The 1,356-nt window shown below is 78.8% G+C and carries 1 protein-coding gene; it reads left to right on the top strand.

Going from position 1 to position 1,356, the window contains the following annotated elements; genetic code table 11:
* A partial coding sequence (locus ACFV0G_RS39380) for a beta-ketoacyl reductase (protein ID WP_380558747.1) occupies positions 1 to 1,356 on the top strand: 1,356 nt, incomplete at both ends.

Genomic DNA, 1,356 nt, shown 5'->3' with positions numbered 1-1,356 from the left:
CCGCGGCCGCGGCCCGCGCGGCCGCCCTGCACGCACACCGCCTCGCCCAGCAGTGGGCGACCGATCAGGGCCCGGCCGACGCCCGGCTGGTGGTCCTGACGAGGGGTGCGGTCGCCGTCGGCGACGACGAGGACCTCACCGACCCGGTGCACGCACCGGTCTGGGGACTGCTGCGCTCCGCGCAGAGCGAGAACCCCGGCCGGATCGTCCTGGTCGACCTGGACGAGGACGCCGACTCGCTCCGCGCCCTCCCCGCCGCCCTGGCCTCCGGCGAGCCGCAACTCGCCGTCCGCCGCGGCACCGTGCAGGTGCCGCGCCTCGCCCGGGTCCCCGTCACCGCCGATCACGCCCAGGACCGGGTGGGTGCGGCGGCCTTCGACCCGGACGGCACCGTCCTGGTCACCGGCGGCACGGGCGCCCTGGGTGCGCTGGTCGCCCGCCACCTGGTCACCCGGCACGGGGTCAGGCACCTGCTGCTGACCAGCCGGCGGGGCGCCGATGCCCCCGGTGCGGCCGAGCTGGTCGCCGACCTGGCCGCGCTCGGCGCCGAGGCGACCGTGACGGCCTGCGACACCGGTGACCGGGCGGCGCTGGCCGACCTGCTCGCCGCCGTGCCGGCCGACCACCCGCTGACCGGCGTCGTCCACACCGCCGGCGTCCTGGACGACGGCGTGGTGACCGCGCTGACACCCGAACGGTTGGAGGCGGTGCTGCGGCCCAAGATCGACGCAGCCTGGCACCTGCACGAGCTGACCGCCGGGCTCGACCTCGCGGCCTTCGTGCTCTTCTCCTCCTCCGCCGGAGTACTCGGCGGGCCCGGGCAGGCCAACTACGCCGCGGGCAACGCCTTCCTGGACGCCCTGGCCCGGCACCGGAGGGCACGGGGACTGCCGGCCGTCTCGCTCGCCTGGGGCCTCTGGGCCCCGGACGGGGATGCTGCCGGCATGTCCGGCAGCCTGGACGCGGCCGACGTCGCCCGGATGTCCCGGGCCGGCTTCGCCCCGCTGCCGAGCGCCGAGGCGCTGGACCTGCTCGACCGGGCGCTCGCCCAGCCGGACGCGGTCCTCGTACCGATGCGGTTCGAGCCGGCGGCCGTCCGGGCCCAGGGCGACCCCGAGGCGGTGCCGCACCTGCTGCGCGGCCTGGTCCGGCTGCCGGCCCGTCGCCCGGCGGGCGGCCCGCGTGCGGCCGCGGCCGAGCGGGCCGGACAGCAGGTGCCCCGCACCCTCGCCGATCTGGTGATAGGTCTGCCGGACGGCGAGCCCGACCGGCTGGTGGGGGTGGCGGGGGGGGGCCCGGGCCGCGGGGGGGCCGGTCGAACGGCTCCTGCCGGCCGGCGCCCGCACGGTGCTCGAC

Origin of the sequence: Kitasatospora sp. NPDC059571 (assembly GCF_042735675.1) — a bacterium.
Lineage (GTDB): Bacteria > Actinomycetota > Actinomycetes > Streptomycetales > Streptomycetaceae > Kitasatospora.
This window is presented reverse-complemented; position numbering and strand designations above follow the sequence as displayed.